This is a genomic window from uncultured Roseibium sp., assembly GCF_947499295.1.
GTDB lineage: Bacteria > Pseudomonadota > Alphaproteobacteria > Rhizobiales > Stappiaceae > Roseibium.
In genome coordinates, this window is the sequence record NZ_CANMNP010000005.1 from 205,024 (window position 1) to 227,387 (window position 22,364).

Annotated in this window: 19 protein-coding genes, 1 tRNA gene and 1 riboswitch; of the genes, 14 read left to right on the top strand and 6 right to left on the bottom strand. The window is 55.9% G+C overall.

Going from position 1 to position 22,364, the window contains the following annotated elements:
* Window positions 1-34: 34 nt before the first annotated feature.
* The 5 genes from Q0835_RS10910 to Q0835_RS10930 all read left to right on the top strand — a co-directional run bounded on the left by Q0835_RS10910 (window position 35) and on the right by Q0835_RS10930 (window position 6,922).
* A complete protein-coding gene (locus Q0835_RS10910) occupies window positions 35-1,324 on the top strand; it encodes an MFS transporter (protein WP_298819961.1) in 1,290 nt (429 codons plus the stop codon).
* 224 nt (window positions 1,325-1,548) lie between these two features.
* On the top strand, window positions 1,549-2,841 hold the full coding sequence (locus Q0835_RS10915) for an adenylosuccinate synthase (RefSeq protein WP_298819963.1): 1,293 nt from the start codon (window positions 1,549-1,551) through the stop codon (window positions 2,839-2,841).
* 257 nt (window positions 2,842-3,098) lie between these two features.
* The gene (locus Q0835_RS10920) at window positions 3,099-4,871 is read left to right on the top strand and encodes a hypothetical protein (RefSeq protein ID WP_298961034.1); all 1,773 of its coding nucleotides are present in this window, start codon (window positions 3,099-3,101) and stop codon (window positions 4,869-4,871) included.
* A gap of 77 nt (window positions 4,872-4,948) precedes the next feature.
* A riboswitch (TPP riboswitch) is annotated at window positions 4,949-5,055 on the top strand.
* A gap of 147 nt (window positions 5,056-5,202) precedes the next feature.
* Window positions 5,203-5,958 (top strand): ABC transporter permease, encoded by a 756-nt coding sequence (locus tag Q0835_RS10925; RefSeq protein ID WP_298961037.1) that lies wholly within the window; start codon window positions 5,203-5,205, stop codon window positions 5,956-5,958.
* Between the two features lie 22 nt (window positions 5,959-5,980).
* A complete protein-coding gene (locus Q0835_RS10930) occupies window positions 5,981-6,922 on the top strand; it encodes an ABC transporter substrate-binding protein (protein ID WP_298819969.1) in 942 nt (313 codons plus the stop codon).
* 26 nt (window positions 6,923-6,948) lie between these two features.
* On the opposite strand, the gene Q0835_RS10935 is transcribed toward Q0835_RS10930, so the two are convergent.
* The 3 genes from Q0835_RS10935 to Q0835_RS10945 all read right to left on the bottom strand — a co-directional run bounded on the left by Q0835_RS10935 (window position 6,949) and on the right by Q0835_RS10945 (window position 11,398).
* Window positions 6,949-9,174 (bottom strand): adenylate/guanylate cyclase domain-containing protein, encoded by a 2,226-nt coding sequence (locus Q0835_RS10935; protein ID WP_298819971.1) that lies wholly within the window; start codon window positions 9,172-9,174, stop codon window positions 6,949-6,951.
* A gap of 138 nt (window positions 9,175-9,312) precedes the next feature.
* Complete coding sequence (gene rpoH, locus Q0835_RS10940; RefSeq protein ID WP_298819973.1) at window positions 9,313-10,197, bottom strand: RNA polymerase sigma factor RpoH; 885 nt, start codon at window positions 10,195-10,197, stop codon at window positions 9,313-9,315.
* A gap of 175 nt (window positions 10,198-10,372) precedes the next feature.
* On the bottom strand, window positions 10,373-11,398 hold the full coding sequence (locus Q0835_RS10945) for an RluA family pseudouridine synthase (protein ID WP_298961040.1): 1,026 nt from the start codon (window positions 11,396-11,398) through the stop codon (window positions 10,373-10,375).
* On the opposite strand from Q0835_RS10945, the gene Q0835_RS10950 reads away from it, so the two are divergent.
* Both Q0835_RS10950 and Q0835_RS10955 read left to right on the top strand, forming a co-directional pair.
* Entirely contained in the window at window positions 11,397-11,750 is a 354-nt protein-coding gene (locus Q0835_RS10950) for a hypothetical protein (RefSeq protein ID WP_298819977.1), read from the top strand. The two genes, Q0835_RS10945 and Q0835_RS10950, sit on opposite strands and share 2 nt — an antisense overlap.
* 144 nt (window positions 11,751-11,894) lie before the next feature.
* Window positions 11,895-11,970: transfer RNA gene (locus tag Q0835_RS10955), tRNA-Glu, on the top strand.
* 74 nt (window positions 11,971-12,044) lie between these two features.
* Here the strand turns inward: Q0835_RS10955 and Q0835_RS10960 are convergent.
* The 3 genes from Q0835_RS10960 to Q0835_RS10970 form a co-directional block, all read right to left on the bottom strand.
* Window positions 12,045-12,827 (bottom strand): DeoR/GlpR family DNA-binding transcription regulator, encoded by a 783-nt coding sequence (locus Q0835_RS10960; RefSeq protein ID WP_298819979.1) that lies wholly within the window; start codon window positions 12,825-12,827, stop codon window positions 12,045-12,047.
* A gap of 86 nt (window positions 12,828-12,913) precedes the next feature.
* Complete coding sequence (locus Q0835_RS10965; RefSeq protein ID WP_298961043.1) at window positions 12,914-14,236, bottom strand: hypothetical protein; 1,323 nt, start codon at window positions 14,234-14,236, stop codon at window positions 12,914-12,916.
* Window positions 14,237-14,362: 126 nt separating this feature from the next.
* Complete coding sequence (locus Q0835_RS10970; protein ID WP_152499956.1) at window positions 14,363-14,968, bottom strand: DUF1134 domain-containing protein; 606 nt, start codon at window positions 14,966-14,968, stop codon at window positions 14,363-14,365.
* 156 nt (window positions 14,969-15,124) lie between these two features.
* Between Q0835_RS10970 and Q0835_RS10975 the strand changes: the two genes are divergently transcribed.
* From Q0835_RS10975 to Q0835_RS11005, 7 genes are all read left to right on the top strand, one after another.
* Entirely contained in the window at window positions 15,125-15,580 is a 456-nt protein-coding gene (locus tag Q0835_RS10975) for a YHS domain-containing (seleno)protein (RefSeq protein WP_298961046.1), read from the top strand.
* A 173-nt stretch (window positions 15,581-15,753) separates the two neighbouring features.
* On the top strand, window positions 15,754-16,398 hold the full coding sequence (chpT, locus tag Q0835_RS10980; protein WP_298819985.1) for a histidine phosphotransferase ChpT: 645 nt from the start codon (window positions 15,754-15,756) through the stop codon (window positions 16,396-16,398).
* Window positions 16,399-16,530: 132 nt separating this feature from the next.
* Window positions 16,531-19,347 (top strand): hybrid sensor histidine kinase/response regulator, encoded by a 2,817-nt coding sequence (locus tag Q0835_RS10985; protein ID WP_298961049.1) that lies wholly within the window; start codon window positions 16,531-16,533, stop codon window positions 19,345-19,347.
* The gene (locus Q0835_RS10990) at window positions 19,344-19,835 is read left to right on the top strand and encodes a chemotaxis protein CheW (protein WP_298819989.1); all 492 of its coding nucleotides are present in this window, start codon (window positions 19,344-19,346) and stop codon (window positions 19,833-19,835) included. Before Q0835_RS10985 ends, Q0835_RS10990 begins: the two co-directional genes overlap by 4 nt.
* Window positions 19,836-19,871: 36 nt before the next feature.
* Window positions 19,872-20,237 (top strand): response regulator, encoded by a 366-nt coding sequence (locus Q0835_RS10995; RefSeq protein ID WP_265682866.1) that lies wholly within the window; start codon window positions 19,872-19,874, stop codon window positions 20,235-20,237.
* A gap of 21 nt (window positions 20,238-20,258) precedes the next feature.
* A complete protein-coding gene (locus tag Q0835_RS11000) occupies window positions 20,259-21,476 on the top strand; it encodes a chemotaxis response regulator protein-glutamate methylesterase (protein WP_298961051.1) in 1,218 nt (405 codons plus the stop codon).
* Window positions 21,473-22,351 carry a protein-glutamate O-methyltransferase CheR gene (locus Q0835_RS11005; protein WP_298820011.1) on the top strand — a complete coding sequence of 293 codons (879 nt, stop codon included), beginning with the start codon at window positions 21,473-21,475 and terminating at the stop codon, window positions 22,349-22,351. The genes Q0835_RS11000 and Q0835_RS11005 overlap by 4 nt, the downstream gene beginning before the upstream one ends.
* The last annotated feature ends 13 nt before the right edge of the window (window positions 22,352-22,364 follow it).

The following is a 22,364-nucleotide window of genomic DNA, read 5'->3' on the forward strand; positions in this document are numbered from 1 at the left end:
CGATTTGTGGAATAGGAAGAAAAGAAAGCCGACAATGACACAGAGTTCGACCGCTGGAGAGGCGAGGCCGCTCGCAGGGCGCATATCGCCACTGTTGATTGCCGCTGCCTGTCTTTTGGGAGCAAACGGACTGGCGATGACCATGATCGCGGTTCGGGCGCGTGTCGAAGGGGTTTCTGACGCCAGCATCGGTCTGCTCGGTTCTCTTTATTATGCAGGTTTGATCTGCGGGGTTCTTCTGGCACCGTTCCTGATCGCACGCGCAGGACATATTCGCGTGTTTGCGGCGCTGGCGGCCATCAGCGCGATTGCCATACTCGCGATTGCCTTTGCACCTGCGGGTTGGCCCTGGATGATCGCGCGCTTTGTCAGCGGTGCAGCATTTTGCGGCACGGCCATGGTTCTGGAAAGCTGGTTGAACTCCATTGCATCCAACGCTTCGAGGGGGCGCATCCTTTCCGTTTACAGGATTGTTGATCTGGCTGCCGTCATGGGTGGCCAATTCATGCTGCCGATCTTTGGAGCAACAGGAAGCGATATCCTGATCGTCTTGGCGATGCTGTTCGCGTTTGCACTTGTTCCCGTTGCCCTGACGCGAGAAAGCAATCCGGCTGCACCGCCGGCAAAAATCGTCAACCCCTTAGCGCTATGGCGGGTGTCTCCGGTTGCGATGGTCGGAATATTCACGATTGGTCTGACGAATGGCGCATTTCGTATGGTCGGGCCGGTTTACGCCGAGTCGATTGGCCTTGGGCTCGAAACCGTTGCGATCTTTATCGCTCTTTGGGTCTTTGCGGGTGCGTTGTTTCAGTATCCGGCGGGCTGGATGTCCGACAGGGTCGACCGCAGATGGGTTCTCATCGGCTTCACGATTGCAGCTGGCCTTGCCTGTCTCTTCATATCGGGAACATCCAGCCAAACCGATTTGTTTATGGGGGTTTTTCTTTTTGGCGGTTTTGCCCTGCCTCTTTATTCGCTTGCCGCTGCGCATGCGAACGATCACGCAAAACCCGGGCAGTTTGTCGACATTGCTGCAGGTCTGACATTGTCATTTGGCTGCGGTGCGGTGCTTGGACCGTTTATTGCCTCATTGTTGATGGGCATGTTCGGTCCCGCCGCATTCTTCGTCTATACGGCAACCCTTCATCTGGCTTTGGTGCTTTTCGTCATCTTTAGGATGTTCAGCCGGCAAGCGATTCCCGCCAACGAGCGTGAACGTTTTGTCTGGCTGCTCAGGACATCTCCGATGATCTATCGTTTGGCTGGGGGAGACAGGGAGGAGACCTCCGACAAGCCTTCGCCGGATGCTTCCGGGCCTGCCTAATTGTCGCCCTGAAAGATCCTATATGCCAGGCAGCTGAAAACCACGCGGACCGTATGATTTATTTCGGTTCGAAGACTCGCAAGAGCATGGAAACCTGTCTATAGTCCGCGCCGTTTGCCCCGGTCCGGTCGCCGGGGTTTGTCATGTTGGCACATACCGGCCCCTATTGCGCAGCGCAAGTCAGGCGGTTCCGTGCGAAGACGCTTCAGGAGAGCAGAAACTAAATGGCGAATGTGGTTGTTGTCGGTTCGCAGTGGGGAGACGAAGGCAAAGGCAAGATTGTCGACTGGTTGTCGGAACAAGCCGATGTCATCGTAAGGTTCCAGGGCGGACACAACGCCGGGCATACGCTGGTTATCGACGGTGTCAGCTACAAGCTGTCTCTTCTGCCCTCCGGCGTGGCGCGCGAAGGCAAGTTGTCCGTCATTGGAAATGGCGTTGTTTTGGACCCGCATGCGCTTGCCGAGGAAGTTGAGCGTCTGAGCGCACAGGGTGTTGTCGTTACGCCTCAAAGCCTGCGCGTTGCTGAAAACGTGACCCTCATTCTGTCTCTTCACCGGGAGCTCGACGCCCTGCGTGAAAACTCCAACACCGGAACGCGTATCGGCACCACCAAGCGTGGCATAGGTCCAGCTTATGAAGATAAAGTCGGGCGGCGCGCAATCCGGTTGATGGATCTGAAGAACCTGACGACGCTGCCGGCCAAGATCGATCGTCTTTTGACGCACCACAACGCGCTGCGGCGCGGCCTGGGGCAAGAAGAAATTTCTGCTCAGGCCATCTACGATGAGCTGGCGAGCGTTGCTGACAAAGTGCTGCCTTATATGGACAAGGTCTGGTATCTGTTGGACGAGCAGCGCCGCCAGGGCAAGCGCATTCTGTTTGAAGGTGCACAAGGAGCATTGCTCGACATTGATCACGGTACCTATCCGTTCGTCACGTCTTCCAATACCGTCGCCGGCCAGGCTGCAACAGGTTGCGGGCTCGGCCCGGGCTCCGTCGATTATGTGCTTGGGATCACCAAGGCTTATACGACGCGGGTCGGTGAAGGACCGTTCCCGACCGAACAGGAAAATGAGGTAGGTGAGTTTCTTGGAACACGTGGCCATGAATTTGGAACCGTAACGGGACGCCGCCGCCGTTGCGGCTGGTTCGATGCGGTTCTCGTACGCCAGACGGTTTGTACATCAGGCATCAATGGTATTGCATTGACGAAACTCGATGTTCTTGACGGCCTGGATGAAATCAAGATCTGCATTGGCTACGAGCTTGACGGCGAACGGATTGACTACTTGCCTGCTTCGCAGGGTGCTCAGGAGCGCGTCATTCCGATCTACGAATCACTGCCGGGATGGAAAGAATCTACGGAAGGGGCTCGCAGCTGGGCGGATTTGCCAGCGCAGGCCGTTAAATATGTACGTCATGTGGAGGAGTTGATTGGCGCTCCTGTGGCGCTTCTTTCCACCAGCCCTGAGCGGGATGACACAATTCTTGTGCAGAATCCTTTCCAGGATTGAGATCTGTGTCTGGAAAAACACATTATTGAACGAGATAGTGGCGTACTGCGAATCAGAACAAACAGTGCGTCCCGTCAAGGGACAGGCTAGCCTGTCTCTTGAACTTAGACAGTGGTAGAAAAGGTATTGTAGGCAACTCGGTTGAAGCTTAGCGTGCGAAGATTGTCTCTTGGCTTCAAAAACTTGCTATAAGCCTGAGAAAGATCCGATATTCAGGCCCGCAGACGAGTCCCTGCAGTCGGCCGGTAGGCAGGAAGATGGCTGATTACTATTCGATATTGAAGAAAACGATCGCGTCTTTGCCCGAGAACAACGGTGCTGCTCGCAGAAGCGTCTACAGCCGTGCCCGCAATGCCATCGTCAATCAGTTGAAAGCGTACGAACCGCCTCTCGCGCCGTCCGAGATCACGGCTGAGCAACTTCGTCTTGAAGAGGCCATTCGCAAGGTTGAAGCCGAAGCGGCACGCGAAAGTCTTGGTCTCAGTCCAACGGGTGCTGCAGGCGGCGGGCAGGTGCCAAAGGCACAGGTGGCTGCACCGGAACCGGTAGCAGAGACCCCGGTCCCGACACCTGAGGAACCTCCGAGAGTTGAGCCGGAAGCGCCTGCTCCCCAAGCGGAAGATACGCCTTCGCCGCTGAAAGATACCCTGGTGGAAGCTGAAGGTCTTGGCGTGGCCACAAGCCAGGCCGTGCAGCAGGCGAAGGAAGCCGTTGATCCGGCTGCCGCCGAGCAGGCTGCATCTCAGGTGGCTGCTGAACGCAAAGAACCGGCATTTGATGCTCCCGCGCCCCAAACGGCTGCCACGGAACCTGTCGCTGCTGAGCAAACTGGCGAACCGGAATTGGCGGCGGACGCAGGGCTATATGCCGACGAACCTGCACAGGCTGCAAAGGAAGAACCTGCCAAGAAGGCCAAGCGCTCACGCAAGGATCGCCCGAAAGCCTCCGACGCTTTGCGTGGCGACGGCTCAGGAAAGCGGTGGTTGCCGATAGCGATAGCGGCTGTCCTGGCACTGGCTGTTGTCGGTGCAGGAGCTTATTTCCTGCTCCCAATCGGCGAACAGGGCTCAGAAGACCGTGTCGCAAGCCAAACTGAAAGCAACTCAAGCGCCGCTGTTGTGCAGCCAAGCACGGATACTCAGGTTCAGACAAGCGAAGTTCCTGCGGACGATAGCGATTCCTCAAAAATCTCAGACAGGTTGCTGGATGGCGGAGAAGGTGTCAGTGATGGAGACGTTGTGGCTCCGGACGCCAGAACCGTCACGACCACAACAATCACGCCGCAGGCTGACGAACCGGCACCAGCGCCTTCGCAGCCGTCGATTGTGACCAGCATTGAAAGTGAACCGGCTCCGACACCACCGGCAGACGATGCTGCTCCGGTTCCCGGTATCGATGCGGCACCACCAGCCCCGGCTGACGATAATCTTGTGGCTGTTGCGCCGGAGGCACCGTCAAATTCTGAAACACGTGCGAGTCAGGACGATGGTATACAGCGCTCCATCCTCTACGAAGAAGGTGAAGACACCGGTGGCTCCGGAACAGCTGCACAGGGAGCAGTTGTCTGGAACATCGAAGAGGAAACCAATCTCGATGGCAGGTCGCAAGCCGTATTGAGCGCTGAAATCGAAATTCCCGAACGTGATGTCAAGGTTGATATTCGCATCAAGCCAAATGACGACACCTCGCTTCCGGCAAGTCATCTTGTTGAAATCAAATACGAATTTCCCGAAAACTTTGCTGCCGGTGATGTTGTCAACGTCCCAGGCTTGGTGATGAAGCCGACTGAAGAAGCCCGCGGCGATGCGCTGATTGGCGCGTCGGTGAAAGTATCCCCTGGTTTCTTCTGGATTGCTCTTTCGAGCCTGCCCAATGAGCAGCAACGCAACATGGCTCTTCTCAGGGAGAGGGGCTGGATCGATATTCCGATGCTGTATGAAAACGGCAAGCGCGGTATCCTGACACTCGAAAAAGGTGCGGCTGGCGAAGACGCTGTCGAAAAGGCAATTTCTTCCTGGCAAGCTGGCTAACGGCCACGGCTTTTCCGAAAAATCAAAAACTGATCGTCCAATGTCTTGCCTTTTTCCAAAAGGTTAGGCATGGTCCGTCTCGGTCCGAGGGGTGTTCCGTATCGCGGAACTGAGATGGCAAGTTGCCGAACCCTTAGAACCTGATCCGGGTCATGCCGGCGAAGGGACGGAATCCTTAGCCAAATCCCGGATCTCCAGTGTCAGTGTCGGTTTGTCCGACGACGGGAGATCCTATGTCTATTTGCTTGAAAAAGCAGAGGTTTGATTATTTTTACAAGCCTCTGAATCATGAGCCGGCACCAGAGCCGTTGAACCGCCTCTTGGAGGCGGCATGAGTGCATTCCTGTCAGTTTGCGGTAAGTTTCTTGTGGGCGTCCTGGTCATATTTGGCATTTGGACTTTGTTGGTTGTGCTGTTTGAGCCGCCGTCTTTCATGCTTCCCGGACCGCTTGAGGTGCTGCAGTCGTTTCCAGCAAACGCACCCTTTTTGTTGCACCATGCCGGTATCACCGCGCTTGAAACGGTGATCGGTTTTGTACTCGGCGTGAGTTGCGGGACAGCGCTTGCTGTTTGGATCTGGCTTTATCCGTTGGCGGGACGGGTCGTCATGCCAACCATCCTGGTGACACAGGCCCTGCCGGTCTTTGCCATTGCACCGGTTCTTGTTCTCTGGCTTGGATTTGGTATGTCGTCGAAGATCGTCATGGCCATCCTGGTGATTTTCTTTGCGGTCACTTCAACGGTTTATGACGGTCTGAGGCGGCTCGATTCCGGGCTTGTTGACCTTGCGCGCCTTTATAGAGTTCCGCGCTTTCGCGAACTTTACGTATTTCGCCTGCCGGCAGCATTGCCTGCTTTCGTATCGGGTATTCGTGTGGCCGCCGTTTTTGCACCGATTGGCGCTGTTGTTGGCGAATGGGCGGGCGCCAAAGGCGGCCTTGCCTTCATCATGCTTCAGGCGAATGCCCGCGGGAATGCCGATCTTCTGTTTTCCGCCGTCATCCTGCTCGCCCTCATGGTGCTCGCTCTGCGCTATGCAGTCGAGCATCTCAGCAGACTTCTTGTTCCATGGCAGGTCGAAGACTGACTGCCACAATCTGGAGGATTGAATGAAAAAAACACTCATGTCTTTGACTGTCGCTGCCGCCATGCTTTCAGCGGTGCCCGCGCAAGCCGCCGACAAGCTAACGGTGCTGCTGGACTGGTTTACCAATCCGGACCATGCACCGGTTATCACCGCTCAGACCAAGGGGTTTTTTGAAGCGGAAGGGTTGGAAGTTGAATTGATCGAACCTGCAGACCCTGCAATGCCGCCCAAGCTTGTGGCCGCAGGCCAGGGCGACATAGCAATTTCCTATCAGCCGACATTGCACGCGCATGTCGAAGAGGGTTTGCCGGTCGCTTGGATTGGTACCCTGGTCGAAACGCCTCTGAATTCCCTGATTGTTCTCAAAGATGGACCGATCAAGGAAATTGCAGACCTCAAAGGCAAGACGATCGGCTTTTCGGTGTCCGGGTTTGAAGATGCCATGCTTGGACAAATGCTGCGTTCGGTAGGACTCAGCGTCGACGATGTTGAGCTTATCAACGTGAATTTCGCGCTGTCACCTGCTTTGATGTCGGGACAGGTCGACGCCGTGATCGGCGCTTATCGCAATTTTGAGCTCACACAGATCGAGATTGAAGGCAAGGAAGGCAAAGCCTTTTTTCCCGAGGAGAATGGCGTTCCGGTTTTCGACGAGCTGATCTATGTCGTGAACAAGGATCAGGTTGAAGACCCGCGCTATGAGAAGTTTCTCGCGGCAGTCGAGGCTGCGACGGTCTATCTGACCAATCATCCTGACGAAGCCTGGAATGCCTTTATTGAGGCATATCCTCATTTGAATGATGAGCTTAACAAGCGCGCTTGGGCGGACACATTGCCAAGGTTTGCAAAGCGCCCGGCAGCCCTTGATGAGGGTCGCTATCAGCGCTTTGCAGAGTTCATGGCGGAAGCCGGACTGATCAGTAAGGTCGTTCCGGTGGAGACATACGCGGTCGAAATTCGCTAGGAGTCTCGGCGAGCCGGCAGCGCTGTCTATTGCGCGGCGCTGCTGGCAGTTTTCGCGGTTTTGAGATTTTCCAACATGTCCTCAAAGCGGCCGTAAAAGTCCATCAGGGACGGGGCTAACAGCAGTGCGCTCTGCAGTGCGTCTTCTGCCGCCTGAATGTCGCTTACTGCGACGGCGCGGAGCAGGCGGGTGTGGGTTGCTTCCAGTTCTCTGAATTCTTCCGAGTTCCTTAAGCCTTCATCGCCCAGCAAGGCGAAGAGCTTGATCGGCTCGCTTTTGCCCTTCAGTTCAATTTCACCGGCCTCGAGATAGGCAAAGGTCGGAGCGGCTTTGCGCGTATCTTCAGATACAAGAAGCTCTGACCCAACTGTCTTGCAGCTTGATTCAATCCGTGAGGCCACGTTGACGGCGTCCCCAATGACCGAATAGTTGAACCTTCTGGCCGAGCCCATGTTGCCCACGCAGGCTTCGCCGCTGTTCAATCCGATGCCGATCTTGACCGATTGCGATTTCAGTTTTCTAGCCTTGAAACGGAACGCATCCCGCGCGTTCAGATCATCGACGACCTTGAGCATAGCAAGGCTGGCACGGCAGGCCATCGCGGCGTGGTCCGGTGTGTGCAATGGAGCGTTCCAAAACGCCATGATGCTGTCGCCTATATACTTGTCGATCGTTCCGCCTTCGGCCTGGATGGCATCGGACAAGGGTGACAATAGTGTGTTCAGAAAACTCACCAGTTCTTCCGGTGTAAGTTGTTCCGATATCGGGGTGAAACCGCGAATGTCCATGAACAGGATGGTCATCGGTCTGATTTCACCGCCGAGTGTCAGCTGTTCCGGCGTTTGCTCCAATTGGTTCACCAGGTCGGGAGACAGATACTGGCTGAAAGCCTGTCTGACGAATTTTTTCTCCCGTTCGGTGAGGAAGTAAAGCAGCGCAGTCGCGGCGGTGAACACGAGAAGAGCCGTGAGACTGGTATAGATCGGATCGATCAGCAGACCGTTGTTCCAGAAGAGATAGAAAGACCCGCCGATCAGCCCGGCCACCATCAAGCCGCCGAGGACCGCGGTTCCGATGCTGCCGATCGCAGGCATGGCCAGGATTATGATGGCACCTGCCAGAAATGTCGCGATGATCTCCAATCCATTGGCCCAATCGGGCCGCGACAGATACTGATCGAAAATGATCTGCTCCAACGCCTGAGCGTGGATGGATACGCCAGGGACCTGTTCGCCCAGGGGAGTTGCCCTTATGTCGCGGAGACCGACGGCAGATGTGCCGACGAGTACGATTTGTCCTTCGAAAAAGGCAGCAAGCTCAGGTAGTTTCTCAGGTTTGTAAAGGTCGCGCGCAGACACATACCGTTCCGGGAAATCCCTATCAGAAGTAAAATAGAGCCAGAGTTCGCCTGCAGCTGTTGTCGGGGGCGTGAAATCGCCGATCTTAATGGCGGTGACAGCTGGATCACCGGTTGCGCTCTCTGAGCTGGAGCCGGTGGACCTCACGATGATCCCGCTGGCGCCCTGCGCGACCCGCAACGCTTCAGCCACGAGGCTCGGGTAAAGCTGCTCGCCGTCACTGACAATCAGAGGGACCCTGCGGACAATACCTTCTCTGTCATCCTCGGAAATCGAGATGGAGCCGATGCCGCTGGCTGACTTTTGCAAGACTTCAAGGTTCGTGACTGCCGCAGGAAACGGCGGAAGAAAGGATACCGGATCCTGGCCGCCAAATGCAGTTCCAGCGATTTTGACAGGTTTGCTTCCGGTTTCGTCCGGAGTTACGGCGAAGCCGAGCACGACCGGCGCCTCGGCAATGGTATCGGCGAACTGCTCGTCATGGTCGGGAAGGATCTCAAGGGCTTCCAGCACCTCTTTCGGTGTCGTCGCCGCAAGAGAGTTTTTAAGCTGGGCCGGCGACGTCCGGTCCGGTTCGGAAAAAACCACGTCAAAGACAATCGTCGCGGCGCCGAGATCCGTCAGCACACGGACCATCTCCGCAATTTTTGTGCGTGGCCAGGGCCATTGTCCGATTTCGGCAATCGATGCTTCGTCGAGGTCGACGATGCGGATCGGTCCGGTTTGGTACTCTCTTGGATGCAGCCGCTGATACTGATCGAACGTCAGCTCCCGAATGGACTTCAGAAAGTCCGGATCGGCGGTTCGAAGCCCGGTCATGAAAGCAAGAATAACGCAGGCAATCATGGCCACAAGGGCGCGCTTGGACGACAGTGTTTTGAGAACCCGGCGCATGGCCATCCATTTCGTTTAGACCTGGTCAGCCTAAATTCAGGCAGGAGGCTTCGCAAGCGAGAGGATGGGGCCGAACCAAAAAGAAAAACGCTGGAGCGGTGGCTCCAGCGTTCTCGGATCGTTCGGAAGGATCAGACCTTAAGCGGCGGGCTGATCCTTGGCGCGCGCGCTGTTGCGAACGGCTTTCTGAACTTTTTCGAATGCGCGCACTTCGATCTGTCGAACGCGTTCGCGGCTGACCCCGAATTCCCCGGACAGGTCTTCAAGTGTCATCGGGTCCTCAGAAAGGCGGCGGGCCTCGAAAATCCGGCGTTCCCGGTCGTTCAGGACGTCCATGGCATCGCTCAGCATTTTGCGGCGCTGGTCCAGCTCTTCCTGATTGGCAAGCAGCGTTTCCTGGCTGTCGCTCTCGTCGACAAGCCAGTCCTGCCACTCACCCGCGTCTGCTTCCGCGCGCACCGGGGCGTTCAGGCTCGCGTCACCGCCCAGACGGCGGTTCATGGAAATCACCTCTTCCTCGGAGACACCAAGGCGGGTTGCGATTTCTGCTACCTGATGCGGCTTCAGATCGCCTTCGTCCAATGCCTGGATCTTGCCTTTCAGGCGGCGCAGGTTGAAGAAAAGGCGTTTCTGGTTGGCAGTGGTTCCCATTTTAACAAGGGACCATGAACGCAGAATGTATTCCTGTATGGCGGCCTTGATCCACCACATCGCATAGGTCGCCAGCCTGAAACCCTTGTCCGGCTCGAAGCGTTTCACCGCCTGCATGAGGCCGACATTCCCTTCGGAGACCACTTCTCCGATGGGCAGGCCATAGCCGCGGTATCCCATAGCTATTTTTGCAACAAGGCGTAGGTGAGAATTGACCAGGCGTTCAGCAGCTGCGGGGTCTTCATGCTCTTTGTAGCGCTTGGCGAGCATGTATTCTTCCTGCGGCTGCAGCATCGGAAACTTGCGAATCTCATCCAGGTAGCGGCTCAGGCCACCTTCCCCTGCGGTGAGTGTCGGTACATTCTGGGCCATGACATGCGCCCCCTTTCGTCAAGTCCACATCCGGCCTCTCCGGTTGCTCCGCTAAAGGCGCAAGCAAGAATTTTCGGGAGAAAACGGACGCAATATCGTGTCCATTACGGCACACAAGAGATTTTAATATAGGTAGATTTTAGGCGATTGCATGTGCGGAAAACAGAATTCATTCCTAAAATTTTTGTAATCCGGACAAAAGTTTTGCGAAATCAGGTGGGTATGGGCTCTCAAAACGCAAAGTTTTACCGTTTACGGGGTGCTCGAAGGCAAGCAATCCTGCGTGCAGCGCCTGCCCGCTGAAGTCGCTCACAAGGGTTCTGAGCGGGTCTTCGAGCCGGTTAACCTTGGTTTTGAAACCGGACCCATAGTCATTGTCGCCAATAAGCGGATGGCTGATGTGGGCCATGTGAACGCGGATCTGGTGCGTGCGGCCGGTTTCCAGCCTGCACTCCATCAGGCTGGCAAGCGCCGGTTGATCGTCATTTCCGAACCTTTCCTTTACTTGCCAGTGAGTTATGGCGCGGCGCCCCGATGTTTTCACCACGGCGATCTTCTGGCGGTTGGATTGTGACCGCGCAAGGTTCGCGTCGATCGTTCCCTTGAGGCTCGAAGGCGCTCCCCAGACAAGCGCCGCATAGGCCCGTTCGAGCGGCCCGGTGCGACCGTGATCTGCAAATTGTGCTGCCAGTCCCTGATGGGCCTGGTCGGTTTTTGCCACGACAAGCAGGCCGGAAGTATCCTTGTCGATGCGGTGAACGATCCCCGGTCGTTTGATGCCACCGATGCCAGACAGGCTGTCGCCGCAATGATGGATCAGCGCGTTGACCAAAGTGCCTGTCCAGTTGCCCGCGCCCGGATGGACTACCAGGCCCGCTGGTTTGTCGACTACAATCAGGTGCTCGTCCTCAAAGACGACGTTTATCGGGATGTCTTCGCCTTGTGGTTCCGGATCCTCCGCTTCAGGTAAAGTCAGACAAAGTGCATCACCTTCATTGACCCGGTATTTAGGCTCCACTATTTTCGCGCCGCCGACGGTGACGTCTCCGGATTTGATCAGGGACTGGATCCTATTGCGGCTAAGAGCTTCCAGATGAGCTGCAAGCACTGCATCCAGACGCTTTCCGGCATCGGCTGCATCAACCGTTAAACTGAAATCCGGCTCCAGGTCAGCAGGATCTTCGTGGGAAATTTCTGTCATGACACAACCTGATTTTCGGGAAGACGCTGATGAGGCGCCGCTTGACCCGGCTGCCCAGAAGCTTCAGGTAAAACTGAGACGCCTGCTGCTTGGCTCATCCCTGATTATGTTTGCCGGTCTGATCGCTGTCTTTGCAGCTATTCTTTACAAGATCAACACAAATGACGAAGGTCCGGTAGAAGGCGGTGTTGCAGCGACCGTCGCTGTTGGACCGGAGGCAGAGGTGCTGTCTGCAGATCTTTCCGACGGAATGCTGCTTGTGCTGGTACGCGAAGGCACCAAGACAGCCTTGTTGCGCTTTGATGCCGTGACGGGAAAAAAGCTGGGCCGCACGGATTTTGTCTCACGTTGATCACATCTGGCTCGCATCAACTTTGACACTCTGTCGTTGATAAACTTCCAGGCGTGAAAAAATTGATCAAAAGGGGTTGCGTCCTGCTTTGCGCGGCCTTATACGCACGGTCCTTGGCTTGAAGCTTTTGCCTTTGAGCCCCGCGCGCCCATCGTCTAGCGGTCTAGGACGCCGCCCTTTCACGGCGGAAACACGGGTTCGAGTCCCGTTGGGCGTGCCAGCTTTTCTCGGAAAAACAGCAGATAAACGTGGGCCTGGCGGCTAAGCCTCGCTGTTTCTTGGGCCTTCAACCTATCAAGCGAATTTTTCGGTCAGCTGACGGCCGGTTTCGATCATCTCCACCTCGGCTTCGCTGGCAATGCGTACAAACTCGGGATGGGGACAATGGTCAGTCACAAAGGTGGTTACCTGTGACAAGTGCCCGACCCGGACCGGGGCCGTGCGTTCGAACTTGGTGCTGTCGGCGGCCAGAATGACATGACGGGCATTGTCCATGATGGTCTTTGTAACCTTCACTTCCCGGTAGTCATAATCCAGCAGCGAGCCGTCGGCATCGATCGCCGAAGCGCCGATTACAGCGAAATCAACCTTGAACTGCCGCATGAAATCAACCGCGGCCTCACCGACAATGCCGCCATCGGCGTGCCTTAACACCCCGCCTGCGATAACCACCTCGATCTGGGAGTAGCCACGCATCAGACTGGCGACGTTGATATTGTTTGTAATGACCATCAGCCCGCGGTGTTGCAGCAAGGCCTGCGCAACGGCCTCTGTCGTCGTGCCGATGTTGATAAAGATCGAGGTGTTGTCGGGAATGAGCGCAGCCACGCTTTCGCCTATGTCGGCCTTTTCCTTGCTGGAGATGATCCGCCTTGCTTCATAACCGACGTTCTCAATACCGGAAGAAAGCAGCGCACCACCGTGGGTTCTGGCCAGCAAGCGGCGCTCACACAGTTCGTTCAGGTCCTTGCGGATGGTTTGCGGGCTGACATCAAAGCGTTTGGCCAGGTCATCGACGCTGACACGGCCCAGTTGCCGGGCAAGTTCCAATATAGCGTTGTGACGTTCAATCAGCATCGGCAGGGCTCTTTTGCGGCGCTCAACGCGCCGTGTCATCTTTGTTGAGCGTTTAAACCCTAGATGACCGGCCTAACCTTCCAAGATCAAGCCACATCTTTCTTTTTTTGTTTGGTAGGTTTTGTTTCCTGGGGCGCATTTTCATCAGAACGCTGGTTCGCTGCCACAGCTTCAGGCTCAACTGCCTTCGCGGGTCGAGCTCCTCTGTTGGAGGCAACGATGCGGCTGACGAGCGCTTCTGCAGCGGAAGCAATGTCGGTAGACTTGGCCGGCGTTTCCGCATCGGGTGCCGTCCGTTTGGCAGAACGTTTTTCTACCCCGGATGCGCCGTTCGCTGAGCGCTTGACGCGCCGTTTCGGCTTTGCCGCCAGTCCAGTTTCCTTTTCGGGTTCCGAAACGAGGGGCGTGAGGTCTGCCTGTGCAGAACCCTTGGTGACAAGAACCTTGTCCGCAGTGGCCACGCGGTCCGCTAACTTACGGAACTCTTTTCGGAGATCATTTAGAGCCGGAGCGCGGGCAAGGTCGTTTTGAAGCCTATTCACTTGTCCGGTCAGCCGAGCGAGCTGGCGTTCCCTGTTTTCCAGTTCTGACAGCCGCTTTGAACTTTCATTTGAAATCCGATCCAGCTGTTCTTTCAGATCGGTGTTCATTTCGTCTTCCGCACTGCCGGAACTCTCGAGAACAAGTGACAGCCGGGTCACTTCGGCCTGAGCGGAAATATACTTGGATTCCGTGTCGACAAGTTGAGCTTCCAATTCGGCCAGCCGACCCTTGGCAGCTTCATCGCGTTCCGCCTGAACTTCACCTGCTACGGTCGGTTCGTACTTGGCCAGTTTTGCCTTCAGCGTTGCAACTTCTGCCTCAAGCCCGGTTATGGTCGCAAGCGCCATGGTGTCGCTGGCAGGCAGCCAACCGCCATCGTCCTTGGCGCTTGCCTCGATTTTGGAGGAAGAATTGTCTTCAGCTGATTTGGTCCAGCTTTCAGCAAGTGATTTTTCGGCCTCTGACAGTTTCTTCTTGAGAGTGGAAACTTCTTCGGACAGCAGATCAGCGGCCTTTTCGTCGCTTTCGATGCTGGCCTGCTTGGCATTCATCTCATCGGACTTTTCCTGGAGCGACCGCTCCAGTGCCTCGACCTCGCGTTTCATGCGAGTAGCTTCAAGATGGTGTTTGGAGGCCTTCTCGCGCTCGCTTTCAAGCTGTCGCTCAACCCGTCTCAGTTCGACTGCGTGGCGCGCGCGCGCCTGGTCTTGCGCAGCCCTGACTTCCGCATAGCTGGATGGGTTTACGGCGCGAAGCGCCTCTTCCGTCAGGCGCGCCGCTCGGCGGTAGAATGCAGGCAGGATCGCAAGGCCGATCAGACCGGCCGTACAAAATCCGAGTGCCACATACATCGCCGCTTCAATCACGTCAGGCTCCTGGTTCCTTTTCTCGGCGCAACCGTTCCATCATTAGACGACCGAGGGCGCGCCGCCAAGTGTACTCAAAACAAGGTAAAAACCTTGTTGCCATGCCTGGTTGCAGCGGGTTTGCCGTTAGAACGGGTTCCAGGTCGGCTTGTCCGTGAACTTCAGGTATCCAAGATTGAGCCCAAGACGAGCGCCGACACCAGCCCTAACAGGAACAAGCACGATCTCGTTTTTCAACAAAACCGTCATGCCTGCACCGCCGACCAGGTAGGCAGACCCATTCACGCCCGCAAAACGCTGATAGACCGAGTTCACTGTCGGAAGGTTGTAAATGAGCATCATGACCCTGGCGCCATCCGCGCCAAAATCCCATCCGACCGAGGGGCCTTGCCAGAATATTTTGTGGTTGCCGGCATTGCGTGTGTAAAGGTGACCTTCACCATACCGTGCACCGGCGATGATCGCGCCGGACCCTTCCTCACCCAGAATATAGCCGTTGGGTTCGCCATATTGGGAAAAGGCACGTTCAACGACGGATGCAATGCCGCCAGACACTGAGCCGAAAAACTGATGACCGGTTTTGACGATTTCATCTTCGCCATAGGTCTGGCCCGGCGGGATTGGTTCATCGCCACTGGACTGCGCTTGAGAGGGGAGGGGGACAGCAAACAAACACAAACACAGGAACGCAGCTGACAAGACAGACGCCACACGCCAGGATTTTTGTGTCATTCAACAACTCCTCTTTATAATGCCCCAGACGCTTCGATAGTTGCGGTCCGGCTGGAACGCGATGCTAAACTAGTGCAACGACATGCTGATTCGCATGAAATCGCGCACCTTACATAAGCCGAATCAATGGAAAGCTGGCCTGAAAAAAAGACGAGGATGTGTCTTTCCCTGGTTTTGACAGTTCTTGTGTGTGTTTTCGCGGGGAATAGTATCGCGCGTCCCAAGACTTTCGTTCCAGATCCGATAACCGGGTATGCCATTGGCGGACACGACCCGGTCAGCTTTTTTGTCGATGGGCAGCCGCGCAAGGGAAAGCGCGAATACGAGCTGCAATGGGGCGGCGCAGAGTGGATTTTCGTCAATCAGGGCAATATGGCCGCCTTCGAGCGAGACCCTGAAGCCTACGCGCCTCTTTTTGCCGGTTGCGGCGGATTCGCTCTTTCTGAAGGTTTTGCGACAGCAGGCAATCCCTTTATCTATGCCATCGTCGAAGGGCGACTTGTCTTTTTTCATTCCGTGGTCAATCGCTTCCTATTTATTGTAAGCGGCGCTCAGTTGATGAAGGATGCGAAGGAAAATTCAACGCGCGTTGGTTGTGTTCCCGTGCGTTAGACCAGCAGAACGGGCGGAATCGTGCGCCTTTCTTGCATTGGTGCGAACTTTCATTTGGATGACCTGCCTTGCCTCCTGGCGTTGCCTTGGCAGCGGCTTTGCTGATGTGTAACGCTTGCCATCACATTCGCGAATCAGTTTTGCCGAGACCTACAGAAGAGCCCAGCACCACCATGTCCGCACTCAAAGAGCTAACCTCGCTTGATCTGGCCGCTCTGGTGGCGAGCCGTGTCTGCCACGACATCATTTCACCCGTCGGTGCCATTACCAACGGTTTGGAAGTGTTGGACGAGGAAGGCTCTGAGGACATGCGTGACTTTGCGATGGATCTCATCCGCAAAAGTGCGCGCCAGGCATCCGCAAAGCTGCAATTCGCCCGGCTGGCATTCGGGGCAGCGGGATCAGCGGGTGCCGAGATCGATCTCGGAGATGCTCAAGTCGTTGCCACAGGGTTTATGGAAAACGAAAAATCCGACTTAAATTGGCAACTCGATCGGCATCTGATGCCGAAGAATAATGTCAAATTGCTCCTTAACCTTATCCTGATCGCAAATCAGTGCGTGCCGCGCGGCGGTGAGATCAAAGTTGAAATGACCGGTGAACCCGCTTCGCCGTCATTTACGCTACACGCCAAGGGCCTCAATCCGCGTATCCCCTTGGGAATGAAGGAAACTCTAGGCGGAGAAGAGCCTGAGCGCATCGATGCACATTCGGTTCAGCCGATCTACACTCTACTTCTCGCTCGTGAAGCCGCTATGGTATTAACGATAGATAAACAAGAAGACTTGGTAAAAATTACGGCGTCTCCAGCAGAATAATCTGTCAGACAAAAGTCTCCATCTGTTTCAGCGTATCTTAACTGTTTCACGTCAACCTACTCTCATGGACTTTTCGGTCCAGACATCCTTTTCGGGATGCGGAACCAGTAACAAGTCGGGTGAGAGCAGGACATGGACGACCTCCTCAGGGAATTCATTACTGAGACGAACGAGAGTCTCGATGTTGTTGACGTTGAACTTGTCAAATTTGAACAAGAACCAAACAACGCGACCATCTTAGATAACATTTTCCGTCTGGTGCACACTATTAAGGGCACTTGCGGCTTCCTTGGCCTTCCCCGGCTGGAAGGAATTGCACACGCTGCGGAAACCCTTATGGGCAAGTTCCGTGACGGAGCACCGGTTACGCAAGAAGCTGTGTCCCTTATTCTAACGTCGATTGACCAGATCAAGGACATCCTTGGCGAGCTGGAAGCTGCCGGTGGTGAAGAACCGCAAGGCGACGACAGCGAGTTGATCGGACATCTGGAAGTGATGTCTGCCAAGGCTGATGCTGCGATGGCAGGCGGCGGTGAAGAGGCTCCGGCCGAAGAAGCCGCCGGTGATGAGGCTTCCGAAGCGGAAGCAGACGCCGAAGCAAGTGATTCTGAAGACGAGAGTGACGCAGAAGCGGACCAGGCCCTTGAGCGTCCTTTGCGTCCCGGCGAAGTTTCGCTTGATGAGCTTGAACGCGCCTTCCGCGAGACCGAAATCGAGGTAGAAGTTGCCGAAGCCTCGGCTACGGAAGCCGAAGAGGTCGCGGAAGAGGTCGAAGAGCCTGTCCCTGCACCGGCTGCCGTGAAGGTGGAACCGAAAGCGCCGGAGGCAAAGAACAAGACCGAAGGAAAAAGCGAGAAGAAAGCTGCTGGTGGTAGTGTATCCAACCAGAGCATTCGCGTCGCTGTCGACACGCTTGAGCATTTGATGACGATGGTCTCTGAGCTCGTGCTGACTCGGAACCAGCTTCTGGAAATCGTTCGCCGTCACGAAGACAGTGAATTCAAGGTACCGCTGCAGCGCTTGTCAAACGTGACCGCCGAGCTGCAGGAAGGTGTCATGGCGACACGCATGCAGCCGATCGGCAACGCCTGGCAGAAGCTGCCGCGTATTGTGCGTGACCTTAGCCAGGAACTGGAAAAGCCGATCGATCTGGAAATGATCGGGGCCGATACCGAGCTTGACCGACAAGTCCTTGAAATGATCAAGGACCCGCTCACCCACATGGTTCGCAACTCTGCAGACCACGGGCTGGAGCTGCCGGAAGACCGCCGGGCGGCCGGCAAGCCTGAAAAAGGTGTCATCACTCTGGCCGCGTATCATGAAGGCGGCCACATCATCATCGAAGTCCGCGACGACGGTAAGGGGATCGATGTTGACCGGGTGAAGGAAAAGATCCTGGAGCGTGGCCTTGCCACTGAAGCCGAAATCGAGAAGATGACGGATTCCCAGATCCACAAGTTCATCTTCCATGCAGGCTTCTCAACAGCCGCATCGGTGACAAGTGTTTCTGGCCGCGGTGTTGGCATGGATGTTGTGCGCAACAACATCGAGCTGATTGGCGGAACGGTCGATCTGCGCTCTACGACGGGCAAGGGGTCGAGCTTTATCATCAAGATCCCGCTGACACTGGCGATCGTATCGACGCTGATTGTCGAAGCCAGCGGCGATCGATTTGCCATTCCGCAGCTTTCCGTGGTCGAACTGGTGCGCGTACAGACCAATTCGGAACACCGCATTGAGCGGATCAAGGATACGCCGGTTCTGAGGCTGCGCAACAAGCTGCTGCCACTGGTTCATCTGTCTCAACTCCTTGGTATTTATGAAGGCGAGGACGCAGACAAGGCCATCGACGCGGACAACGGCTTCATCGTTGTCATGCAGGTGGGCAGCCAGACCTTCGGTGTTGTTGTCGACGGTGTCTTCCACACGGAAGAAATCGTGGTCAAGCCGATGTCGACCATGCTGCGTAACCTCGATATGTTCTCCGGCAACACCATTCTTGGCGACGGATCCGTGATCATGATCATCGACCCGAACGGCATCGCAAGCGCCATGGCAAGCCATGCTTCCAGCGCTGTGGCTGAAACCGAGGAAGACGAACAGGAAGATCTGGCACGCAGGGCCATCAGTGGCCAGAGCTCGATCTCGCTGCTTCTGTTCCGAGCCGGTGCGCCGGAGCCAAAGGCAGTGCCGTTGTCGCTGGTTACGCGCCTTGAGGAGTTCGAGGTCTCGAAGATCGAGCGCTCCAATGGACGCGACCTTGTGCAGTATCGCGGTGCGTTGATGCCGCTGGTCTACGTGAACGACGGGGACTGCCACAAGACAGAAGGCACCCAGCCGATGCTGGTGTTCTCCGACGCTGGTCGGTCCATGGGTCTCGTTGTCGACGAAATCGTCGATATTGTCGAAGACCGCATGCATATCGAGGTCGGCTCGGAACGCCCGGGTATCCTGGGCTCCGCGATCGTCAAGGAACGTGCCACCGAGATTATCGACCTCGGTTACTACCTGCCGCAGGCCTTCGAAGACTGGTTCATGCGCAAGGAGATGGATATCGAAGCGCTGACGAAGAAAGTGCTCTTCGTCGACGACAGTTCCTTCTTCCGCAACATGTTGACACCAGTGCTCAAGGCTGCGGGTTATGATGTCACGACCTGTAACGGTCCTCAGCATGCATTCGAGCTTCTGGAGAACGGTGACAAGTTCCATGCAATCGTCAGCGATATCGAAATGCCGGAAATAAACGGCTTCGAGTTCTGCGAAGCGATGCGCCGTGATCCACGCTTCCGTGACATTCCGATGTTGGCCCTGTCCTCGCTAGTGACACCGGCATCGATCGAACGCGGACGCCAGGCCGGCTTTGACGACTATGTCGCCAAATTCGACCGTCCCGGCTTGATTGCCGCTCTGAAAGACGTCTTCTCCGGTGAAATGGGAGTAGCAGCATGAGTGTGCTGGAACACAAACTCAACGAGGATCAGAACGCTGCAAGCGACATGATCCAGTACGTTACCGTGGTGATTGGAGGCCAGCTGTTTGGCCTCCCGATTTCCCAGGTGCATGATGTATTTGTACCCGAAAGCGTTACACGCGTGCCAATGTCCGCACCGGAAGTTCAGGGTGTTCTGAACCTGCGCGGCCGGATCGTGACCGCGATCAACATGCGACGCCGGCTCCATCTTCCTCCGCTGGAGGATGAACAAATGATGGCCGTTGGTATCGAGTACAAACAGGAAAGCTACGGTCTCGTTATTGATACCGTGGGCGAAGTCCTGACGCTGCCGGCGGCTTCTGCGGAATCCAATCCGTCGAACCTTGATCGTCGCTGGGCCGAGATTTCCGGTGGTGTCCATCGCCTGGACGGTCAGCTGATGGTCATTCTTGATGTGGACCGTTTGCTGGGTTCGATGTTCACAGAACCAATGGTTGCGGCATAACAAGGCCGAAACGGCTAATTAGTGGAGTAACGCCTGATGAAACAGTGCCTTGTAGTCGATGACTCAAGCGTCATCCGTAAGGTCGCCCGCCGGATTCTCGAAGATTTGAACTTCGAGATCACGGAAGCAGAGGATGGCCAGCAGGCGCTTGACGAGTGCAGGAAGACCATGCCGGATGCAATCCTGCTGGATTGGAATATGCCGGTGATGGACGGACTGGAGTTTCTGACCAGCCTCAGGGGTGAAGAAGGTGGAGAGAACCCCGTCGTGGTTTTCTGCACAACCGAAAACGATGTTGCGCATATCGCACGGGCCATTCGTGCCGGTGCCAACGAGTACATCATGAAACCATTCGACCGCGAAATCGTCGAAGCCAAGTTTCAGGAAGTTGGTCTTATTTAGTATTGAGTTGGGCAGTCTCTAATGGCATTTGCGCAGAGAAGCGCTTCCGCGGGCACAAATCCCGGTAGCGATCCGATTAAGGTAATGGTCGTCGACGACGCCGTCGTCATTCGTGGGTTGTTGACCCGCTGGCTCGGCGAAGACAAGGGGCTGAATGTTGTCAGCTCACACCGGAACGGCAAACTCGCCGTCGAAGATATAGAAAAAAGCAATCCCGACGTCGTTGTGCTCGACATCGAAATGCCCGAGATGGATGGCATGACCGCTTTGCCGTTGATGCTGGCAAAGAAACGCGATCTCGTGGTCATCATGGCCTCGACCCTGACACGCAGGAATGCCGAAATCAGTCTGAAGGCCCTGTCGCTTGGCGCGGCAGACTATGTGCCGAAGCCCGAATCCACTTCCGAAGTGACAACGTCCATCGATTTCCGTCGTGAATTGATCGAGAAGGTCAAGGCACTTGGTGCTCGCGCAGTGCGTATGCGCGGACCAGCACGGACCATGCGTGCTGAAACGCGGGCTGGTCGGACTTCGCAGCCGGTCAAACCCCTGGGGTCCCGTCCGGCAACAGACACGCGCGCAAGTTTTCGTCAGGCTGCTCAGCCTGCAGCTGCGGCCGCTCCACAGTTCAAGACAAGGCCGTATTCTTCAGCGCGGCCAAGGATCCTGGCAATCGGATCTTCCACCGGAGGCCCTCAGGCTCTTCAGGAAGTGATGAAGGAAGTCGGAACTGCAATGAACGACGTACCGGTGGTCATTACCCAGCACATGCCGCCGACCTTCACCTCCATTTTGGCAGAGCACATGGGCAAAGCCGCTCTTCGTCCTGCCAAGGAGGGTGAACACGGGGAACTGCTCAAGCCGGGAAACATCTATGTTGCACCGGGTGGCAAACACATGGTGCTGGAAAAGGACGGCGGTGCGGTCAAAATTCGACTGACCGACGATGAACCGGTCAATTTCTGTAAGCCGGCTGTCGATCCTCTGTTCGATAGCGTGGCCAAAGTTTACGGTTCGGCGACACTGGGTGTCATCCTCACAGGCATGGGCCACGATGGTGCCGATGGTGTGAAGACGATCGCAGCCGGTGGCGGCAGTATCATCACCCAGGACGAGGCGACCAGTGTGGTCTGGGGAATGCCGGGTGCGGCAGCTCAGACCGGCGTGTGCTGTGACATTCTTCCCTTGAAGGAGATCGGTCCGAAGATCTCTCGCGTATTGAAGGGGAACACAAGATGACGCCAAGCGAGTTTGATTTCCTCAAGAACTTTCTGAAGACCCGGTCCGGACTGGTCCTGTCAAATGACAAGCAGTACCTGGTGGAAAGCCGTCTACAGCCAGTTGCGCGCAGTTCGAAATTGGAAACCCTGAGTGCTGTTATTCAGCAGCTGCAACGGGGTGGCAACCGGGCGCTCGAAAACGAAGTCGTTGAAGCCATGACGACGAACGAGTCGTTCTTCTTCCGTGACAAGACGCCGTTCGAGCATTTCAAGGACACGATGCTGCCCTCACTCTTGGAAAGCCGGGCGACGCGAAAACAGCTCAAGATCTGGTGCGCGGCTGCGTCCACCGGTCAAGAGCCCTATTCCTTGGCGATTTGCCTCAAGGAAGATGCGGCCAAAATGCCGGGCTGGCGGACGCGTATTCTCGGTACGGATCTTTCTCAGGAAGTGCTTGAAAAGGCCAAGACCGGTCTCTACAGCCAGTTCGAAGTCCAGCGTGGTTTGCCTATTCAGCTGCTGCTGAAATATTTTGAGCAGAAGGGCGATGTCTGGCAGATCAATCCCAACATGCGGGCCATGATCGAATGGAAGAAGTTCAATCTTCTTGAGAGCTTTACGCATCTCGGCGAATTCGACATCATTTTCTGCCGAAATGTGCTGATCTATTTCGATCAGGCCACCAAGTCCGAGATCCTCGGACGGATGGCGAAATCCTTGCCGGACGACGGGTTCCTCGTGCTCGGAGCTGCGGAAACGGTTGTCGGCCTAACCGATGCCTTCAAGCCGGTGTCAGGAAAGCGTGGTCTGTTTCAGAAGAAACAGGTTGCTCAATCCGCCACAGGAGCAACGAGCCGCCCGCGGCTGGCGGTCGGTGGCGGGTTTCAGCGCTGATCTGCGAAAATCC

What these genes read in the sequence shown, in the direction of transcription:
- Q0835_RS10910 (WP_298819961.1), top strand. Translation starts at nt 35, where the DNA reads ATGACACAGAGTTCGACCGCTGGAGAGGCGAGGCCGCTCGCAGGGCGC.
- Q0835_RS10915 (WP_298819963.1), top strand. Translation starts at nt 1,549, where the DNA reads ATGGCGAATGTGGTTGTTGTCGGTTCGCAGTGGGGAGACGAAGGCAAA.
- Q0835_RS10920 (WP_298961034.1), top strand. Translation starts at nt 3,099, where the DNA reads ATGGCTGATTACTATTCGATATTGAAGAAAACGATCGCGTCTTTGCCC.
- Q0835_RS10925 (WP_298961037.1), top strand. Translation starts at nt 5,203, where the DNA reads ATGAGTGCATTCCTGTCAGTTTGCGGTAAGTTTCTTGTGGGCGTCCTG.
- Q0835_RS10930 (WP_298819969.1), top strand. Translation starts at nt 5,981, where the DNA reads ATGAAAAAAACACTCATGTCTTTGACTGTCGCTGCCGCCATGCTTTCA.
- Q0835_RS10935 (WP_298819971.1), bottom strand. Translation starts at nt 9,174, where the DNA reads ATGCGCCGGGTTCTCAAAACACTGTCGTCCAAGCGCGCCCTTGTGGCC.
- rpoH (WP_298819973.1), bottom strand. Translation starts at nt 10,197, where the DNA reads ATGGCCCAGAATGTACCGACACTCACCGCAGGGGAAGGTGGCCTGAGC.
- Q0835_RS10950 (WP_298819977.1), top strand. Translation starts at nt 11,397, where the DNA reads ATGACACAACCTGATTTTCGGGAAGACGCTGATGAGGCGCCGCTTGAC.
- Q0835_RS10945 (WP_298961040.1), bottom strand. Translation starts at nt 11,398, where the DNA reads ATGACAGAAATTTCCCACGAAGATCCTGCTGACCTGGAGCCGGATTTC.
- Q0835_RS10960 (WP_298819979.1), bottom strand. Translation starts at nt 12,827, where the DNA reads ATGCTGATTGAACGTCACAACGCTATATTGGAACTTGCCCGGCAACTG.
- Q0835_RS10970 (WP_152499956.1), bottom strand. Translation starts at nt 14,968, where the DNA reads ATGACACAAAAATCCTGGCGTGTGGCGTCTGTCTTGTCAGCTGCGTTC.
- Q0835_RS10975 (WP_298961046.1), top strand. Translation starts at nt 15,125, where the DNA reads ATGTGTCTTTCCCTGGTTTTGACAGTTCTTGTGTGTGTTTTCGCGGGG.
- chpT (WP_298819985.1), top strand. Translation starts at nt 15,754, where the DNA reads ATGTCCGCACTCAAAGAGCTAACCTCGCTTGATCTGGCCGCTCTGGTG.
- Q0835_RS10985 (WP_298961049.1), top strand. Translation starts at nt 16,531, where the DNA reads ATGGACGACCTCCTCAGGGAATTCATTACTGAGACGAACGAGAGTCTC.
- Q0835_RS10990 (WP_298819989.1), top strand. Translation starts at nt 19,344, where the DNA reads ATGAGTGTGCTGGAACACAAACTCAACGAGGATCAGAACGCTGCAAGC.
- Q0835_RS10995 (WP_265682866.1), top strand. Translation starts at nt 19,872, where the DNA reads ATGAAACAGTGCCTTGTAGTCGATGACTCAAGCGTCATCCGTAAGGTC.
- Q0835_RS11000 (WP_298961051.1), top strand. Translation starts at nt 20,259, where the DNA reads ATGGCATTTGCGCAGAGAAGCGCTTCCGCGGGCACAAATCCCGGTAGC.
- Q0835_RS11005 (WP_298820011.1), top strand. Translation starts at nt 21,473, where the DNA reads ATGACGCCAAGCGAGTTTGATTTCCTCAAGAACTTTCTGAAGACCCGG.